General features: G+C 72.0%; 23 protein-coding genes. 13 read left to right on the top strand and 10 right to left on the bottom strand.

Annotated features, from left to right (window positions below; genetic code table 11):
- Positions 1-7: 7 nt before the first annotated feature.
- Complete coding sequence (locus tag C4V41_RS32630) at positions 8-946, bottom strand: ABC transporter permease (protein WP_103959804.1); 939 nt, start codon at positions 944-946, stop codon at positions 8-10.
- A complete protein-coding gene (locus C4V41_RS32625; RefSeq protein WP_103959803.1) occupies positions 943-2,439 on the bottom strand; it encodes an ABC transporter substrate-binding protein in 1,497 nt (498 codons plus the stop codon). Before C4V41_RS32625 ends, C4V41_RS32630 begins: the two co-directional genes overlap by 4 nt.
- Before the next feature lie 87 nt (positions 2,440-2,526).
- Here C4V41_RS32625 and C4V41_RS32620 point away from each other — a divergent pair, with 87 nt between their 5' ends.
- The 8 genes from C4V41_RS32620 to C4V41_RS32585 all read left to right on the top strand — a co-directional run bounded on the left by C4V41_RS32620 (position 2,527) and on the right by C4V41_RS32585 (position 8,697).
- Positions 2,527-3,279 (top strand): FadR/GntR family transcriptional regulator, encoded by a 753-nt coding sequence (locus tag C4V41_RS32620; protein ID WP_103959802.1) that lies wholly within the window; start codon positions 2,527-2,529, stop codon positions 3,277-3,279.
- Positions 3,280-3,334: 55 nt separating this feature from the next.
- The gene (locus C4V41_RS32615) at positions 3,335-4,300 is read left to right on the top strand and encodes an adenylate/guanylate cyclase domain-containing protein (protein WP_103959801.1); all 966 of its coding nucleotides are present in this window, start codon (positions 3,335-3,337) and stop codon (positions 4,298-4,300) included.
- Positions 4,301-4,375: 75 nt separating this feature from the next.
- Complete coding sequence (locus C4V41_RS32610; RefSeq protein WP_103959800.1) at positions 4,376-4,858, top strand: SigE family RNA polymerase sigma factor; 483 nt, start codon at positions 4,376-4,378, stop codon at positions 4,856-4,858.
- The gene (locus tag C4V41_RS32605; RefSeq protein ID WP_103959799.1) at positions 4,855-5,862 is read left to right on the top strand and encodes a hypothetical protein; all 1,008 of its coding nucleotides are present in this window, start codon (positions 4,855-4,857) and stop codon (positions 5,860-5,862) included. Before C4V41_RS32610 ends, C4V41_RS32605 begins: the two co-directional genes overlap by 4 nt.
- 12 nt (positions 5,863-5,874) lie before the next feature.
- Positions 5,875-6,627, top strand: coding sequence for an aminotransferase class IV (locus C4V41_RS32600; RefSeq protein WP_200824381.1), 753 nt, complete (start codon positions 5,875-5,877; stop codon positions 6,625-6,627).
- Between the two features lie 14 nt (positions 6,628-6,641).
- Entirely contained in the window at positions 6,642-7,634 is a 993-nt protein-coding gene (locus tag C4V41_RS32595) for an MsnO8 family LLM class oxidoreductase (RefSeq protein WP_200824380.1), read from the top strand.
- A 40-nt stretch (positions 7,635-7,674) separates the two neighbouring features.
- Positions 7,675-7,905 carry an AMP-binding enzyme gene (locus C4V41_RS32590; protein WP_327537481.1) on the top strand — a complete coding sequence of 77 codons (231 nt, stop codon included), beginning with the start codon at positions 7,675-7,677 and terminating at the stop codon, positions 7,903-7,905.
- Positions 7,906-8,025: 120 nt separating this feature from the next.
- On the top strand, positions 8,026-8,697 hold the full coding sequence (locus tag C4V41_RS32585) for a class I SAM-dependent methyltransferase (protein WP_103959798.1): 672 nt from the start codon (positions 8,026-8,028) through the stop codon (positions 8,695-8,697).
- Here C4V41_RS32585 and C4V41_RS32580 read toward each other — a convergent pair.
- Positions 8,694-10,277 (bottom strand): benzoate-CoA ligase family protein, encoded by a 1,584-nt coding sequence (locus C4V41_RS32580; RefSeq protein WP_103959941.1) that lies wholly within the window; start codon positions 10,275-10,277, stop codon positions 8,694-8,696. The genes C4V41_RS32585 and C4V41_RS32580 overlap by 4 nt on opposite strands.
- A 109-nt stretch (positions 10,278-10,386) precedes the next feature.
- Here C4V41_RS32580 and C4V41_RS32575 point away from each other — a divergent pair, with 109 nt between their 5' ends.
- The gene (locus C4V41_RS32575; RefSeq protein ID WP_146103875.1) at positions 10,387-10,974 is read left to right on the top strand and encodes a hypothetical protein; all 588 of its coding nucleotides are present in this window, start codon (positions 10,387-10,389) and stop codon (positions 10,972-10,974) included.
- A gap of 25 nt (positions 10,975-10,999) precedes the next feature.
- On the opposite strand, the gene C4V41_RS32570 is transcribed toward C4V41_RS32575, so the two are convergent.
- Positions 11,000-11,353, bottom strand: coding sequence for a hypothetical protein (locus C4V41_RS32570; RefSeq protein WP_103959796.1), 354 nt, complete (start codon positions 11,351-11,353; stop codon positions 11,000-11,002).
- Between the two features lie 48 nt (positions 11,354-11,401).
- Positions 11,402-12,346 carry a LysR family transcriptional regulator gene (locus C4V41_RS32565; protein WP_103959795.1) on the bottom strand — a complete coding sequence of 315 codons (945 nt, stop codon included), beginning with the start codon at positions 12,344-12,346 and terminating at the stop codon, positions 11,402-11,404.
- Positions 12,347-12,409: 63 nt separating this feature from the next.
- On the opposite strand from C4V41_RS32565, the gene C4V41_RS32560 reads away from it, so the two are divergent.
- Positions 12,410-13,600: an MFS transporter gene (locus tag C4V41_RS32560; protein WP_235030505.1), complete on the top strand. Its 1,191-nt coding sequence runs from the start codon at positions 12,410-12,412 to the stop codon at positions 13,598-13,600.
- Here C4V41_RS32560 and C4V41_RS32555 read toward each other — a convergent pair.
- Positions 13,597-14,415, bottom strand: a complete 819-nt coding sequence (locus tag C4V41_RS32555; protein WP_103959794.1) for an aldo/keto reductase — start codon at positions 14,413-14,415, stop codon at positions 13,597-13,599. The two genes, C4V41_RS32560 and C4V41_RS32555, sit on opposite strands and share 4 nt — an antisense overlap.
- A gap of 106 nt (positions 14,416-14,521) precedes the next feature.
- Between C4V41_RS32555 and C4V41_RS32550 the strand changes: the two genes are divergently transcribed.
- A complete protein-coding gene (locus C4V41_RS32550) occupies positions 14,522-15,229 on the top strand; it encodes a sulfotransferase family protein (protein WP_103959793.1) in 708 nt (235 codons plus the stop codon).
- Between the two features lie 157 nt (positions 15,230-15,386).
- Here the strand turns inward: C4V41_RS32550 and C4V41_RS32545 are convergent, their stop codons facing one another.
- From C4V41_RS32545 to C4V41_RS32530, 4 genes are read right to left on the bottom strand one after another with little or no spacing between them, the layout of a single operon-like run.
- Positions 15,387-16,031, bottom strand: coding sequence for a response regulator (locus C4V41_RS32545; RefSeq protein WP_103959792.1), 645 nt, complete (start codon positions 16,029-16,031; stop codon positions 15,387-15,389).
- The gene (locus C4V41_RS32540) at positions 16,022-17,245 is read right to left on the bottom strand and encodes a sensor histidine kinase (RefSeq protein WP_235030504.1); all 1,224 of its coding nucleotides are present in this window, start codon (positions 17,243-17,245) and stop codon (positions 16,022-16,024) included. The genes C4V41_RS32545 and C4V41_RS32540 overlap by 10 nt, the downstream gene beginning before the upstream one ends.
- 11 nt (positions 17,246-17,256) lie before the next feature.
- The gene (locus tag C4V41_RS32535; protein ID WP_103959790.1) at positions 17,257-18,042 is read right to left on the bottom strand and encodes an ABC transporter permease; all 786 of its coding nucleotides are present in this window, start codon (positions 18,040-18,042) and stop codon (positions 17,257-17,259) included.
- A gap of 2 nt (positions 18,043-18,044) precedes the next feature.
- Complete coding sequence (locus C4V41_RS32530) at positions 18,045-18,950, bottom strand: ATP-binding cassette domain-containing protein (RefSeq protein WP_103959789.1); 906 nt, start codon at positions 18,948-18,950, stop codon at positions 18,045-18,047.
- A 157-nt stretch (positions 18,951-19,107) separates the two neighbouring features.
- Here C4V41_RS32530 and C4V41_RS32525 point away from each other — a divergent pair, with 157 nt between their 5' ends.
- Together C4V41_RS32525 and C4V41_RS32520 are read left to right on the top strand one after the other, a co-directional pair.
- On the top strand, positions 19,108-20,022 hold the full coding sequence (locus C4V41_RS32525; RefSeq protein WP_103959788.1) for an alpha/beta hydrolase: 915 nt from the start codon (positions 19,108-19,110) through the stop codon (positions 20,020-20,022).
- Positions 20,019-21,608 carry a flavin-containing monooxygenase gene (locus tag C4V41_RS32520; protein WP_103959787.1) on the top strand — a complete coding sequence of 530 codons (1,590 nt, stop codon included), beginning with the start codon at positions 20,019-20,021 and terminating at the stop codon, positions 21,606-21,608. Before C4V41_RS32525 ends, C4V41_RS32520 begins: the two co-directional genes overlap by 4 nt.
- Positions 21,609-21,623 lie beyond the last annotated feature (15 nt).

Below are 21,623 nucleotides of genomic sequence, written 5' to 3'. Positions count from 1 at the left end.
CGGCCTCTCATCGCAGCCTCGGGTCGAGCAGGTGGTAGGTCACGTCCACCACGAAGTTGATCAGTAGCACGGCCGCCACCAGCACCATCACCACGCCTTGGACGAGCAGCAGGTCGCGCCCGGCGACACCGCTGAGCAGCAGGTCACCGAGCCCTGGCAGGACGAAGACCCGCTCCACCACGACCGCGCCGACCAGCAGCGTGGCCAGTTGCAGGCCGAGCACGGTGACGACGGGGATGGAGGCGTTGCGCAGCCCGTGCCGCCACAGCGCGCCGGTGCGGCCCCGGCCCTTGGCGCGGGCGGTGCGCAGGTAGTCTTCGCGCATGACGTCGAGCACGGCGCTGCGCACATAGCGGGTGAGCACCGCGCCCTGCACGAGGCCGAGCGACAACCACGGCAGCAGCAGGCTCTTCAGCCACTCCGCCGGGTTCTCCGCGATCGGTACGTATCCGCCGGACGGCAGCGCCTGGGCCTGCACCGCGAACACGTACACGAGCAGGATGCCGGCCAGGAACGCGGGGATGGCGATGCCGAGCTGGCTGGCCGCGCTGATCGCCGCGCCGAGGGGGTCGCGGTGGTGCACGGCGGCGAACGTGCCCAGCGGCACCGCGATCACCAGCGCCAGCACCATACCGCCGAGCACGAGCACGGCCGTCACGGCGAGCCGGTCGGAGATCTGCGGGCCGATGGGCGCCTGGGTGACGTAGGAGGTGCCGAAGTCGCCCTGGACGAGGCCGCCGAACCAGTCGAGGAACTGCGCGACGGGCGGCCGGTCGGTGCCGAACTGGCGGCGCAGCTCGGCCACGGCCTCGGGGGTGGCGTTGACGCCCAGCGCGATCTCGGCCGGGTCGCCGGGCAGCAGCGCCATGAACCCGAACACCACCACTCCGGCCACGGCGGTGCTCGCGAGCAGCACGGCCAGCCGCTTGAGCAGGTAGAGCGTCACTGCTTGGCGAGTCCGGTGAAGTCGAAGGACTCCGCGATGGCGTTCTCCGGCAGCCCGGTGACGCCCTTCTTCGCCACGATGAGGTTCGGGAAGAGGAAGAGGAAGTCGGCCGCGGCGTCGTCGGACAGGAGCTTGGCGGCCTTCTTGAGGTCGTCGGTCTGCTGTTGTTCGGTGCCCTCGTCGGCGGAGGCGAGGAGCTTGCCGAACTCGGGGTTGTCGTAACGGAAGTAGTACGACTTATCGGCAAAAATGCCCATGTCGCGGGGTTCGACGTGGTTGATGATCGACAGGTCGTAGTCGGCCTGCTTGAACACCACGTCCAGCCAGCGGGCCGGGAACTCCAGCGGCTCGATGTCGGCCGTGATGCCCACCTGGGCGAGCTGCGACTTGACGACCTGGGCGCTGTTGACCGCGTACGGCAGGTTGGGGATGCGCATCTTGACGGTGTACGTCTTGCCGCCGAGCAGCGCCTTGGCCTTGGCCGGGTCGTACGGGTAGTCGCCGGTGCGGTCCTCGTACCAGGGGTCGGTGGGCGGCACCATCGAGCCGATGAGCTGGCCGCGCCCGGACCACGCGGTGTCGAGCAGCGCCTTGTGGTCGATCGCGTGCCGGACCGCCTGCCTGACCGCCTTGTCGTCGAACGGCGGCCGGCCGTTGTTCATCGACAGCACCACCTCGCCGTTCGTGGTGCCCTCGACGGTCTGGAACCGGTTGGGGTCGGCGAACTGCTGCAGCGACTCGGGCGCCTGCACGCTGGAGATCACGTCGATGCCGCCGGACAGCAGCGCGTTGTTCATCGCCGCCGGCTCCTTGAAGTATTTCAGCGTGATCGCCGACAGCGGCGGCTTCGTGCCCCAGTAGGAGGGGTTGGCGTTGAGCTGGATGGAGTCGCCGCGCCGCCAGGAGCCCAGCACGTAGGGGCCGGTGCCGACGGGCTTGTTGGCCAGGTCGGCGACCCCGGTGCGGCTGAACATGGCGCCGAGCCTGGTGGCCATCGCGTACAGGAAGCCGTTGCTGGGGCGCTTGAGCGTGACGACGGCGGTGCCGTCGTCCTTCTTCTCGACCTTGTCGATGACGTCGAACTGCGACTTGATCTTCAGCTTCCAGTCCGTCTTGACGCGGTCGAGCGAGAACACCACGTCGTCGGCGGTGAACGGCGCGCCGCCGCTGAACGTGACGTTCTTGCGCAGCGTGAACGTGTACGTCTTGCGGTCCTCCGAGACGTCCCACTTCTCGGCCAGCAGCGGCACGATCCTGCCGTCCTGGCCGAGCTTGACCAGGCCCTCGTAGACGTTGACGAGCAGGGCCTGGGGGATGGCGGCGCCCTCGGTGGAGGTGAAGTCGAGGTTCGCGGGCTCGGCCACGAATCCGACGGACAGCGACTGGGCCTTGGGGGTGCCACCGGTGCCGGCGCCGCCGCCGCTTCCGCCGCCGCAGGCGGCCGTGGCCAGCAGGAGACCGCCCGCGGCGATCCAGATCCCGATTCGCCTCATGTCTTACAGCCTCCTGGCTAGTGCACTGGTCGGACCAGTAGGCTCAGACATTGCCAGTCGGTGGCGGTTCGGGTCAAGGGGGCTTGCATGGGTGGTCCGCGGTTCGAGCCGGTGCGTACCGTACGCGCTTACGAGCGGGTCGTGGAGCAGGTCGAGGAGGCCATCGAGAGCGGCGCTCTCGCACCGGGCGGGCGGCTGCCCAGTGAGCGCGAGCTGATGGTGCAGTTCTCGGTCAGCCGGTCCACCGTCCGCGAGGCGCTGCGGGTGCTGCAGGCGCGCGGGCTGGTGCGGTCGCGGCCCGGCGACCCCAACGGGGCGGAGGTGCTGCCCTTCACGCCCGCCGCATTACACAAGTCGATGACCACGCTGGCCCGGGTGGCGGAGCTGTCGCTGGCGGAGCTGGTGCAGTTCAGGATGGTGCTGGACGGCTCGGCCATCCTGCTGGCCGCCCGGCTGCGCACCGAGGAGCAGCTCGCCGAGATGAGCCGGGCCGTCGAGGCGATGAAGGCGGCCGCCGCGGACGACGCGGACGGCTTCGGCGCCGCCGACGTTGCCTTTCACGACGCGGTGGCGCGGGCGAGCGGCAACAAGCTCATCCAGGTCTGCACCGACGTGGTCCGCTCGATCGTGCTCAGGCTGATCTCGGACAAGATCGCCGGCGCGCCGGACCGGGAGGCGCTCATGCGGCGGAGCGTCCGGCACCACGAGGAGGTCATCGCCGCCGTACGCGCCGGCGACGGCCCCCTGGCGGCCCGCCTGTCCAAGAAGGCGATGTACGACTATTACGCCGCCTACGTCCCGGTGAACGAGCGGGCCGCGCTCAGAGCGCTTCTCGAGTAGCGTGACAGCAGCGTGACGGTGCCGTGACCTGCCCACAGGGTGTTATGTTGCCCACGTGACGCGCGTGGACGGGGACGGGCTGGCGGAGGCCTTCCTGCGGGAGCCGCGCCGATACACCAGCCACCAGGTCGCCGACATGGCGGGTGTGCCGGTCTATCGCGCACGGCGGTTCTGGCGTGCCCTGGGGCTGCCCAACGTGCCCGACGACGCCGTGGAGTTCACCGACTCCGACGTCGAGGCGCTCAAGACGCTGGTCGGCATGGTCACCTCCGGCGTCTACGACGAGGAGCACGTGCTGCTGATGGCCCGCTCGCTCGGCCGGGCCACGGCGCGGCTGGCCGAGTCGCAGGCGGAGCTGGGCGCGGAGGCGCTCGACCAGGCGGGCGTGCCGCTCGCGGAGCGGCCGCGGGCCTGGCGCCGGCGGGCCGAGCGGGTGGTGCCCGACCTGGCGCGGCTGCTGGTCTACGCCTGGCAGCGCCAGCTCGCCGCCGCCGCGGGGCGCATCGCCGACCAGGACATGAGCGCGGTACGGCTGGCGGTCGGGTTCGCCGACCTGGTCGCGTTCACCCGGCTGAGCCGGCAGATCACCGGCGGTGAGCTGGCGCGGCTGATCGACCGGTTCGAGGGGCGTTCTGCCGACATCGTGACCTCCTCCGGCGGGCGGGTGGTCAAGACGCTGGGCGACTCGGTGCTGTTCGTGGCCGAACAGGCGCACGTGACGACGGAGATCGCGCTGCGGCTGGTGGAGACGCACGCGCGCGGCAAGGACATGCCGGAGCTGCGGGTGGGGCTGGCGGCGGGGCCGGTGATGTGGCGCATGGGCGACGTGTTCGGCACCACGGTCAACCTGGCCAGCCGGCTCACCGCGCTGTCGCTGCCGGGGACGATCCTGGCCGATCCGCAGCTCGCCGAGGAGCTGGAGGGCGATCGGGCGTTCCGGTTGCGCGAGGTCAACCGGCTGTCGGTGCGCGGGCTGGGCGAGCTGGCGCCGTTCACCGTGACGCGAGCAGAAAGCACCTGATAGGGGCCGGGGCAACCTGGGGTGGCGTTCGATGCGTCACTACCGTCGACCGGCTCTCACAGGAGGCACTTCACGTTGGCGGATAGGACGATATTTCAGGACTTCGTGGTTTCCCGGTCCGATCGGCTGTTACGTACCGCGTACCTGCTGACCAGGGACTGGGGCGTCGCGGAGGACCTGCTGCAGGAGTCGCTGGCCAAGGCGTGGTTCGCCTGGGCCGGCATCGACGAGCCCGAGGCGTACGTGCGCAAGGTGCTGGTGACCACGTACACGTCCTGGTGGCGGCGGCGATGGCGCAGGGAGCTGCCGAGCGACGACCTGCCCGAGGCCACGTCGTACGACGAGACGGACGGCGCGCGCCAGGAGCTGTGGCAGGCCGTGGGCCGGCTGCCCGCCAGGCAGCGCGCGGTGATCGTGCTGCGCTTCTACGAGGACCTGCCGGTGAGCGAGGTGGCCCGGCTGCTGGGCTGTCACGAGGGCACGGTCAAGAGCCAGAGCGCGAAGGCCCTGGACAAGCTGCGAGTGGACGAGGCGATCGTGAGGGAGTTGCGCCCATGACCGTACAAGATCTGCGTGATGTCCTGCGTGAGCGGGCCGACGGCCCCTCGCCCGCCAACCCGAACCGCCATGACCAGGTTCGCGGCCGTATCCGCCGGATCCGGCTGCGGCGGAGCGCGCTGGCGGGGGGCGCGGCGGTCGCGGCCGTGGCGGTCGTCTTCTCCCTGCTGCCCGGCGCGGCCGGGCCGCCGGAGCGGGACACGACGGTGGTGGCCGCTCCGCCCGTCTCCGAGCTGCCCGAGCGGTTCACCTCCCAGGACGGCACCGAATACCGCCGCCTGACCACCGCGAGGCTCACGAGGAAGGGCGCGAGGAAGGTCTCGGTCACGGTCCCGGTCTCCGGCCTGCCGCTGGACGCGGCCGGGCTGTGCGACGGCACCTTCGGCACCAACGGCCCGCGGATCCTCGTGGACGGCGAGGACCACCGCGTGGCCGGCTTCGCGCCGTGCCCCAAGGGCATGGACCTGCGGCCGCTGATCGTGCCCGACGGCGCCAAGGAGATCACGGTCACGTTCGACACGACCACCTCCGGGTGCGTCAAGGAGACGAAGGGCGGGCCGTGCCTGCCCCCCAGGCCGAGGCTCGCCGACTGGGACCTGGCGATCTACGAGTGGACCCCGCCCGCACGGCAGGTCACGCCCGAGCCGCTCAAGGAGATGCCGGAGCGGCTGGGCGGCAAGCGCCTGGCCTTCGCGACGGACAGCGTGTGGCCGAAGGACTCCCTCTACCAGATGAGGGTGGAGAGCGCCAGCGGCAGGATCGGCATCGACCAGATCTGCTCGGGTGACCTGGCCGGCCGGTTGTGGTTCACGTACACGATCGACGGCGAGGAGACCGGCTCGACCTCGGGTTGCGGCGTCTGGAAGAGCGGGCCGTTCCCGATGGCGATGACGGAGCACAAGATCCCCAAGGGCAAGAAGGTCGACATCACCGTCCAGGTCGGCCTCCATGGCGGGCACACCAACCGGCCGGTGAGGTACGCGATCGGGATATACAGGGGCTGAGAGGAGGTGGCCGTGATCGAACGTGCCGCGATCGAGGGCAGGCTGATGGACGAGGACGCGCGCCGTCTTCTGGAGTCCCGTTACGGCCACTTCACCGCCATGCAGGTCAGGGACCGCCGGGTACGCGGCCTGGGGCTGCACTTCGAGCGGCTCGACGAGGCCGGCCGGGAGCTGTTCGGCGCCGGGCCCGATCGTGCGGAGGTGCTGGAGTCGATCAGGGCCGCGCTCGGTGACCTGCGGGACGCGAGCGTACGGGTCTACGTGATGGACTCCGGCGGGCCGCGCGTCATCGCCACCGCGGCCGCCCCGCACGAGCCGCTCAAAGGCCCGCTGAACGTGAAACCCGTCGTCTACCAGCGCTACCTGGCGCACATCAAGCAGGCGTCGGGGTTCCAGCAGGCCCACATCCTGCGTACGGTCACCCGCGAGGGCTTCGACGAGGCGCTCCTCACCACCGGCGACGGCCTGATCAGCGAGGGCGCGATCACGAACCTGGGCGGCTTCGCGGACGGCCGGCTGGTCTGGCCGGACGCGCCGATGCTGCACGGCATCACGATGCGGCTGCTGGAGCGCATGGACGTGCCCCAGGAGCGGCGGCCGCTGAGGGTCGCCGACCTGGCCGGGTTCGACCTGGTGTTCCTCTGCAACTCCTGGGGCGTGATGCCGGTCGGCCGGGTGGACGGCGTGCCGCTGCCCCTGGACGACGGGCTGGCCGCGCGGCTGTTCGCGTACTACGACGGCGTTCCCGGGGATCCGCTGGATTGATCCGGGGGCCGGGTGTGTTGCACCCGTACGTGACCGCCTACTCGATTCTCGACCGTTCCCTCGTCCGCCAGGGCTCGACGCCGGCCGCGGCGCTGCGCGAGACCGTACGGTTCGCGCGGCAGGCCGAGGAGCTCGGATACCACCGGTTCTGGGTGTCCGAGCACCACAGCGTGCCCGGCGTGGCGGGGTCGGCGCCGACGGTGCTGGCGGCGGCCGTGGCCGCGGCCACGTCGCGGATCCGGGTGGGCACCGGCGGTGTGATGCTGCCCAATCACCGGCCGCTGGTGGTGGCCGAGCAGTTCGGCGTGCTGGAGGCGCTCCATCCGGGCCGCGTGGACATGGGCCTGGGGCGATCCGTGGGTTTCACGGGCGGCATCCGCGGGGCGCTGGGGCACGGGAAGGACGCCGCGGACGGGTTCGGCGACCAGCTCGGCGAGTTGCTCGGCTACTTCACCGGCACGCAGACGGCGCATCCCGGCGTGCACGCGCTGCCCGCCGAGGGGCTGCGGCCGCAGGTGTTCGTGCTGGCCATGGGGGCGGGGGCGGACGTCGCGGCGGCGCACGGGCTGCCGATGGTGATCGGGGCCGGGTCGCGGGCGGTGGACGCCGTGGCGCGCTACCGGGCGGGGTTCCGGGCGTCGGTGTGGGCGGCGGAGCCGTACGTGATGGTGGCGGTGAATGTCGCGGTGGGCGCGACGAGCGCGGAGGCGGCGCTGCTGCAGTTGCCCGAGGCGTGGTCCACGGCCCGGTCGCGGACGAGCGGGGCCTTCGCGCCGCTCGTGCCCGCCGGGGAGATCGCGGGGCTGGAGATGAGCGGCCGCGAGCGAGCCTACCTGGAAGAGTCGCTCAAGGGGCGGATCCACGGGACGGAGCACGAGGTCGCGGTGGCGCTCGGCTCGCTCGTCGACACGATCGGCGCCGACGAGGTGCTGGTCACGATGAACACCTTCGATCTGGAGCGGCGGCTGGACTCCTACCGGCGGCTGGCGGCGGTTTTCGCGGGTTAGGATCACCGAACATCGTTCTGCGCGATCGAAGGGTGCCCGCATGATCCGTCAGCACGCCATCGGTGACCTCCTGCGGCGCTCGGCCGCCCGCTTCCCCGCCGCGGTGGTGCTGCGCGAGGGCGCCGCGGTGACCGGCGAGGAGCTGGTGGCGTTCCTGCGGGAGCGGCTGGCGGCCTTCAAGACGCCCAAACGGGTGGTGTTCGTGGACGCGCTGCCGAAGAACGCCTCCGGGAAGGTGCTCAAGCGGGAACTGCGTGACAGCATGGCCTAAAGATGTTCACGATGTGCGGATGACCAGGCGTTATCCCCGCCAATAGCGGGAATCCCCTTCCGGCGACGACTTCACCTCAAGCCCCGGGACGACTCTTCCGTCCCGACCGAGAGAGGCCGCATGCCAAGCCTTCCCGAGCTCATGCACCGTACGTTCTTCCGGTCGTTGTCCCTGCTCTCGCCCAGGGGGCAGGGGATGGTCCTGCGCCGCTACTTCGACTGGCGGCACCGGATCCCCGACCCGTGGAAGCTGTCGACCGACGACTACGAGCAGCGGAAATACCGGTCCACGCTCAAACATCTGCCGTCCAGGCCGTACCGGCGCATCATCGAGGTGGGCTGCAGCGAGGGGGTGTTCACGAACGCGCTGGCGGCGGCGTACCCGGAGGCCGAGATCGTCGGGGTGGACGTCTCCGAGCGGGCGCTCATGCGGGCGCGCGCCCGGGTGCCGGACGACGGGCGAGTGCGCTTCATCCGGGCCGACATCCTCACCCACCGGCCCGAACGGCTCTTCGACCTGGCGTTCTGCTCCGAGACCCTCTACTACCTGGGCCGTCACGAGCGGTTGCGGCAGGCTTCCGCGCAGCTCAGCGCGCTGCTGGAGCCGGACGGCGTGCTCGTTGCCGTCCATCCGTGGCCCGAGGCGACGCGGCTGCACGGCTACCTGGACGCGCAGGCGGCGCTGTCACGGGTGACCGAGCAGGTCTACCGGACCGGGCCGCGGCCGTTCGCCATCACGATCTACGAGACGAGGGCCGGTCGCTTTCCCGATCAGGCGCGCCTGCCTGACTAAGGGCGCTTTCCCAGCAGGTCGGCGGCGATCTGGCGGACCACCACGCGCTGGATCTTGCCGGTCGCCGTCTTGGGCAGCTCGCCGAGGACCAGCACCTCACGGGGGCGCTTGAACGAGGCCAGGCCCTCCCTGCAGAAGCCGATGAGCTCGCCGGCGTCGACGCTGCGGCCCGGGGCGGAGACCACGCAGGCGACCGGCTTCTCCAGGCCCTCGCCGTCGATGTAGGCGACGACGGCGCACTCGCCGACCGACTCGTGCTGCAGCAGCCGGGCCTCGACCTCCATCGGGGACACCCAGATGCCGCCCGCCTTGATCATGTCGTTGGAGCGGCCGAGGCAGCGGTAGAAACCATCCGGTTCGCGGACGTAGGTGTCCCCCGTGCGCAGCCATTCGCCCTGGAACACCTGGCGGGTGGTGGCCGTGCGGCACCAGTAGCCGGTGGCGATCGAGTCGCCGCGGACGTACAGGTGGCCGGGCTCGCCGTCGGGGACCGGGGCGCCGGTGTCGTCGAGCAGCCTGGCCTCGTAGCCGGGGACCAGGACGCCCGACGTGCCCGGGCGTACCTGGCCCGGGCGGTTGGAGACGAAGATGTGCAGGGCCTCCGTGGAGCCGAGGCCGTCGATGATGTCCACGCCGAAGCGGGCGGTGAAGCGGCGGTAGATCTCGGCCGGGAGCGCCTCGCCCGCCGAGACGGCCAGGCGTACCGAGGCGAAGGCGGTGTCAGGGGCGTCGGAGGCGAGGAGGGCGGCGAAGAAGGTGGGGCCGGCGAAGAACAGGGTGGGCCGTTCCTCCATGACCCTGGCGATCACGCCGGCCGGGGTGGGGCGGGCGGGGTCGAGGATCGCGGTGGCACCGGCGGCCAGGGGGAAGAACAGGGAGTTGCCGATTCCGTACGCGAAGAACAGGCGCGCCACGGACAGGCAGCGGTCGTCCGGGCGCACGCCCAGCACCTGGTCGCCATAGCCGTCACAGACGTCCTTGATCGCGCCGTGGCGGTGCATGGCGGCCTTGGGGGCTCCGGTGGTGCCGGAGGTGTAGAGCCAGAGAGCGGGCGAGTCGGGCCAGGTGGCGTACGGGGGGTCGGTCCGGTCCGACCGGCCGCTCTGGTCCGACCGGCCGCTCGCGAGCACGTCGGCCCAGCGGTGCGCGGGGGCGTCGGTGTCGTCCGGTGTGTCCGTGAGGATGAGCGTCGCCACGTCGGGGGCGTCGCGCAGGGCTTCGCGGACGATCGGCTCGAACTCCGGGGTGGCGACGACGACCCGTGCCCGCGAGTCCCGGACCAGGGTGCCCAGCTCGGCGCCGTTGTACATGGTCGAGACCGGTACGGCGACCGCGCCCATCCGCATCACGGCCAGGATGGTGATCGCGGTCTCGGGGCGGTCGGACATGACGAGCAGCACCCGCTCCTCGGGCCTGATGCCGAGCAGGCGCAGGCCGGTGGCCAGCTCCGCCACGTGGGCGGCGAGCTGGGCGTAGGTGAGCGTGCCCGCGGGCCCGGTGATCGCTATATGGTCCCCTCGCCCCGCCTCGACCTGGCGATCGACAAGGTGGACACTGGCGTTGAACGACTCGGACGTCATGACCGTCCCCATCCCGCAGGCGCATTCGTAGGGAAATCTTCTACACAGAATCAATGCCGCGTCAATGACTTGTAGCACTCTTGGCGCCGTGCATCAGACGGGAGACCGCGTGAAAGATCTGGACGAATTACTGCGCGACGACGGCGCCACGGTGGACCTGGACGAGGTGTGGCCGCAGGTCCGGCGGGCCGGCTCCGGCGAGCGGCGCATCGTGGAACTCCTGGCCGGACAGGCGGGCGGGACGGGCCGGCGGCTGCTGTTCGGGGTGCGCTCGCTGTACGACCGGAGCGACCGTGACATGGAGGTGCGGGTCCGGGCCGCGGAGACCGATGTCCTGGAGATCGCCGCCTGGTCCCTGGGCTGCGCGCTCAACCCCGACCGTAGCTGGTGGTTGCGGTGCACGCCGGCGGTGCTGACCGGCCTGGGACTCGAGGGCCACGGCGCGAACGGCCTGCGCCTGTTCCCGCACCGGGCCGTCTTCGCCGTCGGTGGCCAGGACGGGGTGACGGTCTTCCGTGAGAACGCCAGCGGGCCCCTGGGGGACGAGGCGGCGCGCTTCTACCTCGCCTGGGAGGGCCGGCAGGCGATCACCGCCCGGCTGGCCCGGCCACGACCCGAGCCGGGGCCGGAGACGGACGCGGAGGACCTGCCGCTGGAGGAGTTCCTGCGGCAGGCCCGGCGGCGCGTCTGGTCGTGACCGGCGGCATGTTCAACAGTGGTGGTCAGGGTCGTCGATCTGGTGTAGAGGATCTGCGGCGGTCGAGGGACTGGGTCCATTTGACCGCCACGGCGGCCACCTGGATCAGCTCGGCGCGCAGGCGGTCGGGGTCGGACTCCGCGAACGCCTCCATGACCTCCTCCGCCAGGATGTGCCGCCAGGTCAGCGCCCCGTCCCTGGCGGCCGTCTCCGTCTCCAGCCTGGCCCGGTCGGACTCGGTCACCGTGCCCGCGGAGCCGGTCCCGTCCGGCAGCACCTGCATGCCCCACATCGCGTCCTGGGCCGCGCGCTCGGCCGTCACGTCCGCCAGCACCCTCGCCAGCGAGCCGGGAACGCCCGCGTCACCGTCATTCGTCATGGGACGAGGTTAGGACCGTTCGCCATGGCCCGAGGTCACGGGCGTTCGTCATGGGGCGAGGTTGGGGCGGAAGCCGGGGCCGAGGGGTGTGCGGCCGGACAGGGCATGATCTCTGAAGGCGCGGACCGCCGGGGTGAGGCGTTCCTGGGCGGGCCAGCTCATACCAATCGTCCTGTACACGGCCGGCGAGAGCGGGATCTCCACCACTCCCCCGGTGAGAGCCTGGTCGGAGCGGGGCAGGACGGCCACGCCCAGGCCCGCCGCCACCAGGCCGCGCACGGTCTCCGACTCCTGGCCCTCGAAGGCGATGCGCGGCTCGAACCCGGCCGCCGCGCACAGGTCGTCGGTGATCTGGCGCAGGCCGTAACCGTGTTCGAGGGTCACCAGTTCCTCGCCGGCCAGCTCGGCGGCCCGTACCCGTTTGCGGGCGGCGAAGCGGTGGGAGGGCGGGACCGACAGGACCAGTTCCTGGTCGGCGAGGGGGCTGCTGGCCAGGTCGGGGTCGTCCAGGGGCATGGGGGCGGCGAAGACCAGGTCGATCTCGCCCTCCCGCAGGCCGCGGAGCATGTCCTGGCGCGAGCCCTGCACGAGGCTGAAGCGGATGGCCGGGTTGCCCGCGCGAAAACCGCCGATCAGGGACGGCACCAGCGTACGGCCGAGCAGGTGCAGAAACCCGAGGACGACGCGGCCGCTGCCCGGGTCGATCTCCTCGCGGACCTCCCTGGCGGCGGCCGTCATGGCGCCGAGGGCGCGGGTGGAGGCGGCGGCCAGCATGCGTCCCGCCCTGGTCAGGCGGATGCCACGGCCCGACGGCAGGACCAGCGGGGCGCCCACCAGGTCCGACAGGGCGGCGAGGCGGCGGCTGGCAGTGGGCTGGGGGATGGCGAGGAGTTCGGCCGCCCGGGTCACGTGACCGGTCTCGCCGACGGCGGCCAGCAGCGCCAGGGCAGGGGCGAGGCGGGCGGCGAGCTGGTCGTCGGACTCATACGTCATGGTATGAATTATCGCCCATTCCCGTATTAGACGTATTTATTAGCACTGCTTAGCGTTGTGGGCGTGGTGGTAATCGAGGCTCCCCGGGTCGGCACGCCGCGGGTCAGTGCGGCCGTGGCGTCGGCCGGGCTGTCGTCGTTCGCCCTGCTGTACGCGCCGCAGCCGGTGTTGCCGCAGCTCGCGGCCGCGTACCGGCTGGATCCTGGCAGCGCCTCGCTGGCCATCGGGGTGGCGACGGCGTCGCTGGCGGTGGCGGTGCTGCCGCTGGCCTGGGTGGCCGGGCTGGCCGGGCGGCGGCGGGTGATCGTCTGGTCGGTGGTGGTGTCGGCGGTGATCGGGCTGCTGCTGCCGCTGGCGCCGTCCTTTCCGGTGCTGCTCGTGATGCGGGGCGTGCAGGGGGTGGCGATCGCCGGGTTCGCGGGGGTGGCGGCGGCGTACCTGGCCGATCAGGTCGGCCCCGGGCGGCTCGCGGGCGCGGTGGGGGCCATGATCGCGGGCAACTCGGTGGGCGGGATGCTGGGCAGGCTGGGCGCCGGATTCGCGGCCGGGCCACTGGGCTGGCAGGGCTCCATGGCCGCGGTCGCCGGGGTGTCGCTGGTGTGCGCGGTATTCACGGTGGTGACGCTGCCGCGCGACGACCCCCGGCAGCCGCGCGAGGAGGGGCACGGGTCGCGTGACGGGCGCGCGGCGGGTGGCCGGATGGGGATGGGGCTGGCCGGGCCGGTCGTTGTGGGGGCGATGGCCATGGGGGCGTTCGTGGCGCTGTACAACGCCGCCGGGTTCCGGCTGGCCGAGCCGCCGCTCTCGCTCGCGCCGGCCGCCGCCTCCCTGGTCTTCCTCTCGTACGCCATGGGCACCGCCTCCTCGGCCGCCGCCGGACGGCTGGCGGGTCGTATGGGGCGTACGCCGGCGCTCGTCACCGCGCTGCTCGTCACCGTAGCGGGCTCCGTGCTGACCGCTCACCCGTCGCTGCCGGTCATCGCGATCGGCTTCGCCGTCCTGACCGCCGGGTTCTTCGCCGCCCACGCCATCGCCAACGCCTGGGTCACCGCCGAAGCGCCCCCGGAGGCCCGCGGCCGCGCCGCCGGGGTCTACACCCTGTGCTACTACCTGGGCAGCGGCGTGGGCGGCACGGCGGGCGGCATCGTGTACGGCCACGCGGGCTGGACCTGGCTCATCGCCATGACGTCGTCGTGGCTGCTCCTGGCCGCCCTCGCCGTCCTGCTGACCCGCCGCCGGAAGCGCCTGTCCTAGAGCTCGACGTGCGTGTCCGGGTCACCACCGATACGGCCGCCGTTGAGGCCCCCGAGGCGGGTCATCTCCTCCTCCGACAGGCTGAAGTCGAACACCTCGAAGTTCTGCCGCATACGATCCGGGTCGCCCGACTTGGGGATGGGCACGGCGCCGAGCTGCAGGTGCCAGCGGAGCACCACCTGCGCCGGAGTACGCCCGTGGGCCACGGCGACGTCGGCGACGGCCGGCTCGCCGAGCAGGTCGGACCCGGCGCCGAGCGGGCTCCACGACTCGGTCACGATGCCGTGCCCGGCGTGCCAGGCCCGCAGGTCGTCCTGCGCGAAGCCGGGGTGCAGCTCGACCTGGTTGACGACGGGCCACTCGCCGGTCTCCCCGGCCAGCCGCTCGATCTGCGCGGGCGTGAAGTTGGAGACGCCGATCGAACGGGCCAGGCCCTGCTCGCGCAGGTGCACGAAGGCGCGCCAGGTGTCGGCGTACAGGTCGCGGTCCGGCAGCGGCCAGTGGATCAGGAAGAGGTCCACGTAGTCGAGGCCGAGCCGGACGCGGCTCTCCTCAAAGCCGCGCATGGCCGCGTCGTATCCGTGGTGCGAGCCGCGCAGCTTCGTGGTGACGAACAGGTCCTCGCGCGGCACGCCCGCCTGCGCCACGGCGGCGCCGACACCGGCCTCGTTTCCGTACGCGGCCGCGGTGTCGATCAGCCGGTAGCCGAGCGAGACGGCATGGGTCACGGCCTGGCGGGCCTCGTTGTCGTCCATGGGCCAGGTGCCCAGCCCCAGACGCGGCATCGGGCGCCCGTCGGCCAGCATGACGGTCATGTGAGTGTCTCCTTACCGCGGCGCCATCGGGACCGATCCGCCGCGCCCTGTCACACTTACCCGCGCGCTCGCCCTCTATGAGGTAGATCATCCATGGAGGTGCAATATGTTATCCGTCATAGGCGCGGGATTCCCGCGTACGGGCACCAGCTCGATGAAGGCGGCGCTGGAGCGCCTCGGATTCGGCCCCTGTCACCACATGTTCGACATCATGACCAACCCTGGGCTCGTCGACCGATGGCTGCCGCTGGCCGAGGGCGTCAAGGTCGACTGGGACCACGTCTTCGAGGGCTACCGATCCGCGACCGACTGGCCGGCCTCCGCCTTCTGGCGGGAGCAGGCCGAGGCGTACCCGGAGGCCAAGGTCGTGCTCACCGTACGCGACCCGCACGCCTGGTACGCCAGCATGCAGACGCTCCTCGCCGCCGGCCCTCAGCGAGACCTGCCCGACGACATGCCGGCCGAGGTGGCGGGCGTCTGGGAGAACATGCAGCGGCTCAGCCCTGTGCTCGACCACATCTCCCGGACGATGTTCGACACCGACCGGCCGTTCAGGGAGGGCCTGCCCGACGAGGAGAGCGCGGTGGCGGCGTTCGAACGGCACTCCGCCAACGTGCGGGCGAGCCTGCCCCCGGAGCGGCTGCTGGTGTTCGACGTCCGGGAGGGGTGGGAGCCGCTCTGCCGGTTCCTGGGCGTGGACGTACCGGAAGGGGAGCCGTTCCCGCATCTGAACGACGGCCAGACGATGCGGGAGAACCTGGACCGGCTGATCAGGGGCGACGAGATCGACAGCCCGTTCACCAGGCGCACCTAACGACCCGGCTCGCCCTGGAGGTCCTCTCTTCCTCTCTCCGCCGCACTTCGGCGGGGTCCTTTTTGAAGGACGGGAGATGGAGAGGCCGACTCGGCTCGCTCCGCCCATGACGGCTCGGGTCGCCGTGCGCGGCTCGGGTCGCCGTGGGCGTGGCAGGTCAGTTTTTCAGGTAGTGCAGGATCGCGAGTACGCGGCGGCTGTAGCCGGGGTCGCTGGGTAGGTCGAGTTTGTCCATGATGGCGTTCACGTGCTTCTCCACCGTGCTGAGCGAGACGTGCAGGCGCTCGGCGATGGCCGTGTTCATCAGCCCCTGGGCGAGGTGGCGCAGCACCTCACCCTCGCGGGGGCTCAGCCTGCTCAGCGGGTCGCCGTGGGTGGTGCGGGCCAGGAGTTGCCGTACGACCTCCGGGTCGAACGCCGTGCCGCCCGCGCGCACCCGGTCGAGCGCGTCGAGGAACTCGGCCACCTCCGACACCCGGTCCTTGAGCAGGTAGCCGAGCCCTTCGGTGGATCCGGCCAGGAGCCGGGCGGCGTAGTGCGGCTCGACGTACTGCGACAGAACGAGCACCCCGACGCCCGGCAGACGCTCGCGGATCTCCAGTGCGGCCCGCAGCCCGTCGTCCTTGTGCGTGGGCGGCATGCGTACGTCGATCACGGCCACGTCGGGCCGGTGCCGCTCGACCGCGTCGATCAGCGCGGGCGCGTCCGCGACGGCGGCGACGACCTCGTGACCGGCGTCGTCGAGCAGCCGGGTCAGGCCCTCGCGCAGCAGCACGGAGTCGTCGGCCAGGATCAGCCGCACGGTGGCGCCTTCGGCAGCGTGGCGGCGACCCTGGTGGGGCCACCGGCGGGGCTGTCGACGGTGAACGTCCCGTCGAGCGCCAGGATGCGGCGGGCCAGCCCGGACAGGCCACCGCCCGCGGGGTCGGCGCCGCCTGCGCCGTCGTCTGAAATCGCCACGCTCACCGTCCGTTCGTCCTCGCTCAGCACGACCAGGATGTCACGCGCGCCGGCGTGCTTGACCGCGTTGGTGATCGCCTCGCGGGTGACGAAGTACAGGGCGGTCTCGATCTCGGAGACGGGCCGGCCGGTCAGCCCGTCGTGTACGGTCACCGGCACGCTGGACCGCTCGGCGACACCCGCGAGCGCGGCCCGCAGCCCCAGCTCGTCCAGCGCGGTCGGGTAGATCCGCCACGCCACACTGCGCAACTCGTCGAGGAGCTGGCGCGACTCGGCATAGGCCTGCGCGATCAGCTCAGCGGTCCTGTCCCGGCGCGCACCGTCCTGGCCGGTCCGGTCGTGGCCGGTCCGATCCTGGCCGGCATCATCCCGATCGGTCCGGTCCTGGTCGGCGGTGTGGCGGGCGCGGCCGAGGAGCATGGCGAGGGCCACGCCGCGCTGCTGGACCCCGTCGTGCAGGTCGCGTTCGATCCTGCGCCGTTCCTCGTCCACCGCCTTGACGATGCCCGACCGGGTCGCGGTCAGCTCGGCGATGCGCCGGCGCATCAGCTCTTGGCTGCCCGGCCCGAGGAAGTGGTCGGCCAGCCGCCGTTCCAGGGCGGCCTGGCCCACGATCATGAGGACGGCCACGGCCAGCAGCACCGTCCCGCCGGACAGGCCCAGCGCCCAGGCACTGGTGACGATCCTGACGCCGGGCAGGTTCACCGGCACCGCCTCGCCCGCGCCCCACAGCAGGTCCCAGAACCCACCGAACAGCAGCAGGCCGCCCAGGAACAGGGTCGCCGCGCAGACGTACCCGCCCAGAAGGCCCACCGCGGCGCGCGCGGCGAGGAAGGCGAGGCCGCCGTCCTGACGGGTCGTCTCGTGGCCGAGCCACCGCGACAACCGCGCCCGTTCCAGTGCCGTCAGCGCGGCCACCCCGCGCGCGACGGCGGGCCGGAGCGCGGGAACGAGCGCCGCGGGCCCCGCCACGCAGACGAAGACCAGCTCGACGAGACCGAGAGCCACGCCCAGGAGAACCCCGGCCGGCACCCGCGCGATTCTGCCGCCTGACACGGGCGCCGAGTCTAGGCGTCGCGGCGGCGCAGTACGGCGTGGCCCGCCGCCACGGCCAGCGCCGTCCAGGCCAGCAGCCATGCCAGCCCCTCCCCCGCCGAGTACGGAATGGGCCCGCCGGTCATGTTGTCCGTGCTGCCCATGAACGCCAGCCCGGCGAACATCGGCATGCGCATCGACGCGTCCACCGCCACCTGGCTCCCGGTCATCAGCAGCATCAGCGGCAGGCCCATGAGCAGCATGAACACCACGGTAAGCGTGCCGGCCGCGCTGCGCATCGCGGCGCCCGCCCCCACCGTCAGCACCGACACGAGCCCGAAGAACACGCCGACGCCCAGCAGGTCGAGCGTCACCTCGCCGACCGGCAGGCCGACGAGCCCGCCGAACACCTCCGCCGACAGCACCGCGTAGACGGCCGCCGTCGCCACCGCGCCGGACAGCACCCCCGCGGCGAACATCACCGGCGCCACCACGAGCGCCTTGGCCGCCAGCACCACCCCGCGCACGGGCGTGGCCTGCAGGGTGACCCGGATGCCGCCGGAGGCATATTCCGAGGTGATCGTCAGCATGGCCAGGGCGACCAGCGCGAACTGCACGAACGAGGTGGCCGAGACCACGGGCTCGCTCGCCGTCACCGTCACCCCGGTGATCCCCTCCCGCACCAGAGAGGTGGCCATGGAGCCGCCCAGCGTGACCGCGGTCAGCACCGTCAGCGCCAGCGCGCAGGCCAGGCACCACCACGTGGACCTGACCGACCACAGTTTGCCCCACTCGGCCGCGACGGCCTGCCACACCATGCTCATCTCCCCGCCCCGTATTCGACGCTGCCCGAGGTCAGCTCCTGGTAGGCCTGCTCCAGCGAGGCCTCCCTGGTACGCAGTTCGTGCAGCCTGATCCCGGCCTCGTGCGCCAGGTCACCGACCCGTTCGACGGCGGCGCCGGTGGCCTCCAGTTCGTTCTCGCCGAGCCGGTCCACCCGGAGACCCTCGGCCCGCAGCCGTACGGCCAGGTCGCCGGCGTGCGGGCTGCGGACCAGCACGGCCGTCAGCGAGCTGCCCGCGATGACCTCGCCGAGCGGCGCGTCCATGATGAGCCGGCCCTTGCCGATCACCACGAGGTGGTCGGCGGTGAGCTGCATCTCGCTCATGAGGTGGCTGGAGACGAAGACGGTGCGGCCCTCGGCGGCCAGCGAGCGCATGAGACCGCGCACCCAGCGCACCCCGTCGGGGTCGAGCCCGTTGACCGGCTCGTCGAACATCAGCACCTCGGGGTCCCCCAGCAGCGCCGCCGCGATCCCGAGCCGCTGGCTCATGCCCAGGGACAGGGTGCCCGCGCGTTTGCGGGCCGCGCCCGCCATCCCGACCGTCTCCAGCACCTCGCTCACCCGGCGCCGCGCGATGCCGTTGCTCCGGGCCAGCGCCACCAGGTGGGCGTGGCCGCTGCGGCCCGGGTGCAGGGCCCGCGCGTCGAGCAGCGCGCCGACGGTGCGCAGCGGGTTCCTGATCCGCCGGTACGGCACCCCGCCCACGAGCGCGCTGCCCGAGGTGGGCCGGTCGAGGCCGAGGATCAGGCGCATCGTGGTCGACTTGCCGGCCCCGTTCGGCCCGAGGAACCCGGTCACGGCGCCCGGTCTCAGCTCCAGTGACAGGTCGTCGACCGCGAGCCGGTCGCCGTACCGTTTGGTCAAACCCTTCAGACTGATCACGTCGCACCACGCTAGGCAGCCGCCGGGCCGGACACCATGGGGGCGGACCGCCTGCCTGGATGGCGGGAAACCGCCATCAAAACCGGACAACTTTCGTCCGTTGACGGGATGCACCAGGCATTTTACGTTGAGGGACCCGGCCCATGAGGTGACGCGCATGTCCCTTGACGAAGCGACAGCCCGGTTCCTGCAGCAGCTCGGCGAGATGGGCGGCAAGCCGCTGCACGAGATGACGCCCCTGGAGGCGCGCGCGATGACCCGCGCGCTGAGCGACCTGTTCGGCAAGGGCCCCGACATGGCCCAGGTCGACGACGTCCGCATCGAGGCGGCGGACGGCGGCTCGTTCCCGGCCCGCGTGCTGCTGCCCACCCCCGAGCCCAGGGCCGTGATCGTCTACTACCACGGCGGCGGCTGGGTCATCGGCTCCCTCGACGAGTTCGACACCCTGGCCAGGGAGCTGGCGCACCGCACCGGCTGCGCGGTCGTCCTGGTGGACTATCGGCTGGCCCCCGAGCACCGCTACCCGGCCGCCGCCCAGGACGCCTACGCCGCGCTGCTCTGGACCGCCGCCACCATGCCGGGCCTGCCGATCATCGTGGCCGGCGACAGCGCGGGCGGCAACCTGTCGGCCGTCGTGACCAGGCGCGCCAGGGACGAGGGCGGCCCGGCCATCACGCTGCAGGTGCTCGTCTACCCGGTGACGGACTGCGACCTGGACAACGCCTCCTACTCCGACCCGGCCAACCAGCTCATGCTCAGCCGGGACTCGATGATCTATTTCTGGGACCACTACGCCCCCGACCCCGCCGAGCGCGCGGACCCCGGTGCCTCTCCCCTGCGGGCCGCGGACCTGTCGGGCCTGCCGCCCGCCGTCGTCCTGACCGCCGAGTACGACGTCCTGCGCGACGAGGGCGAGGCGTACGCCGAGCGGCTGCGCGCGGCCGGGGTGCCGGTGGAGTTCCGGCGGTTCGAGGGCCAGATGCACGCCTTCTTCACCATGGTCAACGTGCTGCCGGGCAGCGCCGCCGCGATCGACCTGATCACCGCCGCCGTCGGCAGGAGCCTGCGATGACCCTCGACGCCGTGGTCGTCGGGGCGGGTTTCGCCGGCATGTACATGCTGCACCGCCTGCGCGGCCTGGGCCTGTCCGCCCGCGCGTACGAGACGGGCGCCGGCGTGGGCGGCACCTGGTACTGGAACCGCTACCCCGGCGCCCGCTGCGACGTGGAGAGCATGCAGTACTCCTACTCCTTCTCCGACGACCTGCAGCAGGAATGGGAGTGGAGCGAGCGCTACGCCTCCCAGCCCGAGATCCTCCTGTACGCCGAGCACGTCGCCGACCGCTTCGACCTACGGCGCGACATCGTGTTCGAGACCCGGGTGACCCGCGCGGCCTACGACGAGACGGCGAACCTGTGGCGGCTGGAGACCGACCGCGGCGACCGGGTGGCGGCCCGCCACCTCATCACGGCGGTCGGCTGCCTGTCGGCGGCCCGCGTCCCCGACTTCCCCGGCGCCGCCTCCTTCCAGGGCCCGACCCACCACACCGGCCGCTGGCCGCACGAGGGCGTCGACTTCACCGGGCGGCGGGTCGCCGTCATCGGCACGGGCTCGTCCGGCATCCAGGCCATCCCGATCATCGCCGGGCAGGCCGAGCGGGTGACGGTGTTCCAGCGCACCCCGAACTACAGCCTGCCCGCCCGCAACCGGCCCCTGGAACCCGACCACCAGACCTGGGTCAAGGCCCGCTACGCCGAGCTGCGCGCGACCATGCGCGAGTCCGCCGCCGGCATCCTGGCCGACCCCAACCCCGATTCGGCGCTGGCGGCCACCGAGGCGGAGCGCGCCCGCGCGTTCGAGGCCCGCTGGGCGCGGGGCGGCCTGGCCTTCGTCGGCACCTTCGGCGACCTCGCGATCAACCCGGACGCCAACGAGCTCGCCGCCGAGTTCGTCCGTGCCAAGATCCGCGAGATCGTCGCCGATCCGGGGGTGGCGGAGCTGCTCTCGCCCCGGAACCATCCGATCGGCAGCAAGCGGATCTGCCTCGACACCGGCTACTACGCCACCTACAACCGGCCGACGGTGACGCTGGTGGACGTGCGCCGCGACCCGATCCTGGAGATCACGCCCACCGGCGTGCGCACGGCCGCCGCCGAGCACCCTGCCGACATGATCGTCTACGCCACCGGCTACGACGCCCTGACGGGGCCGCTGCTCGGGATCGACATCACGGGCAAGGGCGGGCTGTCGCTGCGGCGCAAGTGGGCGGCCGGGCCGCGGACGTACCTGGGGCTGATGACGGCGGGGTTCCCCAACCTGTTCACGATCACCGGCCCCGGCAGCCCGTCGGTGCTGAGCAACATGATCGTCTCGATCGAGCAGCACGTGGACTGGATCGCCGAGTGCCTCGACCGGCTGCGGGCCCGGGGGGTGGCGACCATCGACGCCGACCCGCTGGCCGAGGACGCCTGGACGGCGCACGTCAGCGAGGTCGCGGGACACACGCTCTACCCCCGGGCCGACTCTTGGTATCTGGGGGCCAACGTGCCCGGCAAGCCGCGGGTGTTCATGCCGTACGTGGGCGGCGTGGGGGCCTATCGCATGAAATGCGATGAGGTGACGGCGAACGGCTACGAAGGGTTCGTGCTGTCGGCCTGACGCTACCCCGGCGGC

The organism is Nonomuraea solani, from assembly GCF_900108335.1.
GTDB classification, from domain to species: Bacteria; Actinomycetota; Actinomycetes; order Streptosporangiales; family Streptosporangiaceae; genus Nonomuraea; species Nonomuraea solani.
The sequence above is the reverse complement of the archived record's forward strand: the minus strand, read 5'-3'. Positions and strand labels throughout refer to the sequence as shown.